The sequence below is a fragment of the Cryobacterium shii genome (genome assembly GCF_004402595.1).
Lineage (GTDB): Bacteria > Actinomycetota > Actinomycetes > Actinomycetales > Microbacteriaceae > Cryobacterium > Cryobacterium shii.
Window position 1 is genome coordinate 1 of sequence record NZ_SOFY01000038.1, and the last position, 6,008, is coordinate 6,008.

Here is a 6,008-nt window from a genome sequence, read left to right on the forward strand (position 1 = left end):
GGTGCAGGCCGGCCGCAAGCTCCGGTCTCGGATCTGGCGGGTCAGGGTTTGATACGACCCCTCGAAGCCCAGCGGGACGAGCTCGTCCAGCAGCGTCGCGGCCCAGAGATGCGGGTCCTCCGTCAGCCTCGCGGTGACGTAGTCGATGAACGCGTCGAACGGGTCCGGGGCGGCGCGTTGACGCACTCCTGGGGTGCGTTGTCCGGCCAGATAGGCGCGGATGGTCTTACGGTCGTGGTCGGTGCGGCGGGCGATCTCGCTGATCGTCATCCCTTGCCGTTTGAGCGCGTGGATGTCCACGTCGTCCTCCTCTGAAAGCATAGGAGTAGGGCCTTTCTCGAGCTGGTGCGTGGTCGAAGACCATCAGCATCGAGGAAGGCCCGCTTCTATGTGCGGAAGCGACCCGGAGTGGGGAATTTCAGTGAGCAGAACTGGGGAATTTCAGTGAGCGCCGTCACAGACGCAGACGGACCTNCAGACGCAGACGGACCTCACGCCCGTCGTCGATCGAGTCCGGCGGCAAGTTCAGAATGCTCTCCCGCCTGACGACTACATCAACCTCATCCGACTGCTCGCCCGATTCACCGTAGCGCTGTGATCGCCAGCACCTAAGCAACGGTTCGTCAGCGGGACGTCCACGGACGTAGGTTGGCTACAATTCGCCGAAGTTCCGGAGTCTCGGGGGAGTGGCGTTTGGGAATGGCTGGCCGACGCCGTGGGCCCTGGCATTGGGGTCATGAACCAGCTCAGGAGCCCCCGTTGAGGCTGCGCCGACGCTGGGCCTCAGCCGACGAGCCGGCGTAGCTCGCGCACGGCCGCAGCCACCTCGTCGACCGGAGCGCGCGACTGCACCAGCCGCTCGACAACCGCGGCCTGCTCCGATCCGGGCCGGCGGTAGCTGCCCAACGCGCCGACGAGCTTGTGGGCGGCGGACTCGGCCTCGTCGGCCAGCACATCACCCGAGCGGTCTCCACCTCCGGCCTCGACGTACCGCTCGAGTGCCGCGACGCGCTGGTCGGCGAGGTACCCGTACCGCTCCCACATCTCGGCGAGGAAACCGTCGACCGCGTCGGTCACGGTCCCCATCCCAGCGACTCGGACACCAGACGCGGCAGCTCCATCGGGTCGAAGGGCTTCGCCAGCACGCCACGCACGCCCTCGGCCAGCCACCGCTCTCGCTCGGTGGCATCGGCCCGGGCCGTGAGCAGGAGTACCGGGATGTCGCGGGTGCGCGGGTCGGCCTGCAGCAGCGCATACGTTGTCGGGCCGTCGACGCGGGGCATCATAACGTCGAGAAGGACCGCGTCCGGCTGGGACGAGGCAACTATATCCAGCGCCTCCATACCGGAAGACGCCTCGATCACCCGCAGGCCACCGACTCGCTCAAGGCTGAGTCGGGCGACTGCGCGGATGTCCGGCTCGTCGTCGACGACGAGCACGCAGCGCGTCACGTCTCCTCCTTGCGCCGGAGGGGGCCGGGCCACGGCTCGTTCCGCGGCCTGCGCTGCGGCAGCACGACCGTGAACGTGGAGCCATGCCCGAGGATGCTGTCGACGTCGATGCGGCCGCCGTGCGCATGCACGATGCTTTGGCAGATGGCGAGCCCGAGGCCGCTGCCCTGCTTCTCGCGGGCGTCGCTCACGTCGACCTGCGCGAAGCGCTCGAAGATCTGCTCGACCCGGTCGGGCGGGATGCCACGGCCCTTGTCGCACACCTCGAAGCGGATCTCACCCTCTCGCATCCGGGCGGTGACGCGGACCGCGCTGCCGGAGTGGCTGAAGCGGACGGCGTTGCCCAGGAGGTTGACGAGCACCTGGGCGAGTCGGTCGGCATCGCCCCAGCAGATGTCGTCGGAGGTCTCCTGCTCCAGTCGGACGCCGGCCTGAGCGGCCATCCCTTCTACGGCTGCGAGCGCCAGCGCGACTAGGTCGCTCAGCCGGTGAGGACGGCGCACGACGTGCATGTGCCCCGCGGACAGGCGCTCGAGATCGAGGATGTCGGCCACGAGCCGACCGAGGCGGTCGGTGTTGGTGAGGGCGATGTCGACAAGCGACTGCACCTCGGGCGGCAGTTCGGCGACGACCCCGGCAGCGAGGAGGCCGAGCGAGCCGCGCATCGAGGTCAGCGGGGTGCGCAGCTCATGGCTCACCACCGAGACGAACTCGTCCTTGAGCCGCTCCACCTCCCGCCGCTGGCTGACGTCTTGGAAGACCAGCACTGCGCCAGCTGTCCGGTCGTCCTGCCGCAACGGCGCAAACGAAAGCTGCACCAGGAAGACCTCACCGTCCTGCCGACGGAAGGCGTCGTCCACGCCGACGAGCATCTGCTCGTCGCGCAGCGCCGCGCCGAGCGCACAGTCGTCGTCGCTGCACGAGCTGTCCTGGGGGTGCAGCAACTCGTGCAGCGGCTGGCCAAGCAGTTTTTCGGCCGGTGCCGCGAGCAGGTCGCACGCCGCGGGGTTGACGAGCGCCAGCCGGCCCTCCCCGTCCGTCGCGCAGATCCCGTCGCCCGCCGAACGCAGTACGGAGTCTGTGAGCCGCTGTGCCAGCTCAGCGGCAGCCAGCCGGCGCTGCACCTCCTCAGCGCCGAGCTCGAGCTCGGCCCAGGCGGACATGTCGGCCAGGACTTCCAGGTCCGCGCGGCTCCACGTGCGCGGCACGACGTCGAAGGCGCATAGCGTTCCCACAGCCTGCCCGTCCCAGCGCAGCGGGTAGCCGGCGTAGGCGCGCAGGCGAGGAGGGCCGACGACGAGCGGATTGTCACAGAATCGCGGGTCCGTGGATGCGTCGCCGACGAGCACCGGGGCGTCGTCCACGACGACGAAGTGGCAGAACGACGCGTCGTGATCCAGCGCGGGGTCGGTCTGTCCGGTGCAGGCCACGACCCACAGCCGCGTCTCGTCGACGAGATTGATGTAGACCACCGGCACGTCCAGCAGATGCTTCGCACGATCCACGATCCGGCGGAAGCGCTCCTGGCCCGGCTGGTCGAGCAGCCCTAGCGCCCGCAGCGCCTTGACGCGGGTGTGCTCGCGTGAGGTGGTCACGACGTACGGCTTGGGGAAGTCGTGTGGTGGGGCAGTGGCGGCGGGACCAGCGGCTCGTCCGCCGGGTGCTCGGGGTCGTTGGCCGCTGGACCGACAGCCGGCGCGGTGAGTCCGCCCTCCGGCGCCCCCCCTGTCCCGGCGGCCCGGGGCGTCACCTTCCAGGCCTTCTCGCGCATGGCTTGCTTCACCTGCGCGACGCGTGCGATGACGTTCTTGTACTCGGTGTAGAAGACCGAGGCAACCACGAGGTACAGCCAAAACCACGCCGTGCGGGAGCGGATCTCCGGATCGGCCTGGCGATACGCGAACAACGTCTGCCACGGCCCGACGCTGAGCGTGAAGATGGTCGTGAGGACGAACACCGGGACGAACCAGTCGAGGTGCTGCGGCCCGCCGGCGCGATGGGCGTAGAAGGCGATGAGCGGGAACATTTGGACGCTCAGCCAGGGGTAGACCTCGCGCCAGCCCAGCAGGAAGAAGAAGCCGAACCGCTGTCTGGGCGTGAGCCCGGGGTTGCGCAGCGCCCCGAAGAGGTGGCCCAGGGACACCTGGAACCACCCTTGCGCCCAGCGCATCCGCTGGTTCCACAGTGCCTGCAGCGTCGTCGGCGCCAACTCGCGGCTGATGAGGTACGGGTCGGAGCCGATCCGGTAGCCGGCTTCGACGACCCGCAGGGCAGAGTCGATGTCCTCGGTGAGCATCGAGCCGCGGAAGCGCGTCTCGCGCAGCAGCTGCGTGCGCCAGTAGCCGTTTGACCCGCCGAAGATGCCGAACTGGTGCAGCTTCGCCCGGCCGGGGTGGCTGACTGCGTAGATCATCTCGAACTCGACCGCTACGGTGCGCGCCACCCAGGAGGCGTCGCCGTTTCGTACCACCGGATGGCCCTGCACGACGTCGTACCCATCGGCCATCCAGCGGTAGGCGCGCACGAAGCTGTCTGCCGCGGGCAGGTGGTCGGCATCGAAGACACCAGCGAACTCACCAGTGACGATCTGCAGGGCGGCGTTGACGTTCTGCGCCTTGGACGTGCTCCCCTCCACCTTGAGCAGAGTGAAGCGCGTCTCGCGCTGCGCGAGCTCGCCGAGGACGCGCTCTACCGGGAGCGGGACGGGCGAGTTGTAGGCAAGCACGACCTGCAGGTCGCCGGGGTAGTTCACCCCCAGGAAGGCCTCGACGGTCTCCAGGACGGTCGCGGCCTCATTCGGCAGGTACGCCGCGATGACGGCACTCGCAGGCGGGTACGCCGGACCTCCGTCCTGCTCCTCTGGTGCGGGAGGCGGCTGCGCCGGGTTCAGGGCGAGCAGTCCTTCGACCCAGATCGCGATCCCTGTCACCAGCAGCGAGAAGACGACGACGAGGTAGGCGAACGGTGTGATGTCGAAACCCGCGCGGTCAGCCAACAGGTAGACGAAGTACGGCAGCACAATGCCTATGACGAACGTCAGCGCGACCTGGAACGGCGTGCGCAGCCGCTCGAGAAGCGGCCGAGGCTGGCGCGGTGCCGCGGCCTCGGCCTCGGCGAGCATCTCGGGACGGTACGCGATCGGCCGCAGATCGAGGTGCATCTGCGCGTGCTCGAGCGCCGCGCCGGCCTGCTCGACCGCCTGCTTGGCCGACTGGACGGCGTCGAGCGGGACGTATCCGACGAGCGGGGTAACGCTGACCTTTGAGCCCTCGACGTCCAGGCGGCGGCCGGCGAGGCGTTCGGAGAGTCCCTGCATCAGGTCGCGCACGTCGTCCGACGACGTCTCCGGCAGCAGCAGCCCGAAGCCGCCATCGGGGGTACGGCCGGCCGTCTCCAGCGGCGTGACCACGGCGCCGAGCACATCGGCGACCTGCCGCAACACCTCGTCGACCCCGCGCTCCCCGAAGCGCGCACGGATGCTCCCGGACTCGTTCAGCCCGAGCAGTGCCAAGTGCCCCGAGCGGCCACTGCGCAGCGCCCGCTCGCGCTCCCGGTCGAGCTCGTCCATGAACGTCGCGGACGAGGCCAGCCCCGTGCGGCGGTCAGTCTGCAGTCGGTCAGCAGGCACCGGCGGCCGTAGCCGCTTGGCGTCCACGCGAGCGACCAGGACCGGCAGGTCGAAGGGCTTGGTGATGTAGTCGTCCGCGCCGAGACGCATGCCGGACACCACGTCCGCGGCCTCCGCGCGGCTGGTGAGGAACAACAGGGGCAGGGAACGCAGCCGGGAGTCCTCGCGCAGTCGCTGCACGAGGGTGAAGCCGTCCATGTCCGGCATGTTGACGTCGGAGACGACGACGTCCGGGACCGCCTCGGCCAGTCTCTCCAGTGCCTCGGCGCCGCTGGAGGCCGTCGTGACGCGGTAGCCGGCTGCGAGGAGCCCTCGCGCGACCAGGCCCACGATCATCTCGTCGTCATCGACGACGAGCACCGCGCCCCGGTCGTCGGCTACTGCCCTACCCGTCATCGGGTTACTCCCGGTCAATAACTCCCCCTACGGCCTTCCGGCGCAGGACTGGAGCGACTGCGTGGTGCCTATTGAACTCTACAGGGGCACCCCCGCCACGAACTTCCGCTCGCGCGAAGTCGGGCACGGTCGCTGGTCACTAGACGGGGCGGCCGTGGGAATGATTGATCGACTACCGAACACTGCCCATTGGCGCAACCTTGAGCGTCCACAGCTCCGAATCGGATCGGGTTGGCCTTGAAGGTTTACGCTCAACAGGTGTTGTGCGCACAAGACTCCCTTCCGCCTCGCCTTCGCCGCGTACTCGTCGCCGGCGTCTCCGGCGTAGGAAAGTCGACGCTCGCGTCACGGATCGCAGCGATCACCGGCGGACAGCACACCGAGATCGACTCGCTCTATCACGGCCCCGGCTGGGCGCTACGGGAAAATTTTCTCTAGGAGCGTGTGTCAGTAACGCCTATTCGAAGTTGATGCGACGAGATCCGGGCCGATTTGGCCGCAGCGGGCGGGGCGTTGCTGTGGCGGTCGTCGTG

6 protein-coding genes are annotated in these 6,008 nt (G+C 68.8%); 1 reads left to right on the plus strand and 5 read right to left on the minus strand.

What is annotated here, in order from left to right; translation table 11 throughout:
• The 5 genes from E3O49_RS07845 to E3O49_RS07865 all read right to left on the minus strand — a co-directional run.
• Positions 1 to 300 (minus strand): helix-turn-helix domain-containing protein (locus E3O49_RS07845; protein WP_478213383.1); only part of this gene is annotated, 300 nt, incomplete at its 3' end.
• 483 nt (positions 301 to 783) lie between these two features.
• Positions 784 to 1,077 carry a hypothetical protein gene (locus E3O49_RS07850; protein WP_134365596.1) on the minus strand — a complete coding sequence of 98 codons (294 nt, stop codon included), beginning with the start codon at positions 1,075 to 1,077 and terminating at the stop codon, positions 784 to 786.
• Complete coding sequence (locus E3O49_RS07855; protein ID WP_134365597.1) at positions 1,074 to 1,451, minus strand: response regulator; 378 nt, start codon at positions 1,449 to 1,451, stop codon at positions 1,074 to 1,076. The genes E3O49_RS07850 and E3O49_RS07855 overlap by 4 nt, the downstream gene beginning before the upstream one ends.
• Positions 1,448 to 3,046 (minus strand): ATP-binding protein, encoded by a 1,599-nt coding sequence (locus tag E3O49_RS07860; protein ID WP_160141055.1) that lies wholly within the window; start codon positions 3,044 to 3,046, stop codon positions 1,448 to 1,450. Before E3O49_RS07860 ends, E3O49_RS07855 begins: the two co-directional genes overlap by 4 nt.
• Positions 3,043 to 5,475: a response regulator gene (locus tag E3O49_RS07865; RefSeq protein WP_134402568.1), complete on the minus strand. Its 2,433-nt coding sequence runs from the start codon at positions 5,473 to 5,475 to the stop codon at positions 3,043 to 3,045. The genes E3O49_RS07860 and E3O49_RS07865 overlap by 4 nt, the downstream gene beginning before the upstream one ends.
• Positions 5,476 to 5,733: 258 nt before the next feature.
• Here E3O49_RS07865 and E3O49_RS07870 point away from each other — a divergent pair, with 258 nt between their 5' ends.
• Positions 5,734 to 5,913: a nucleoside/nucleotide kinase family protein gene (locus E3O49_RS07870; RefSeq protein WP_174776552.1), complete on the plus strand. Its 180-nt coding sequence runs from the start codon at positions 5,734 to 5,736 to the stop codon at positions 5,911 to 5,913.
• Positions 5,914 to 6,008 lie beyond the last annotated feature (95 nt).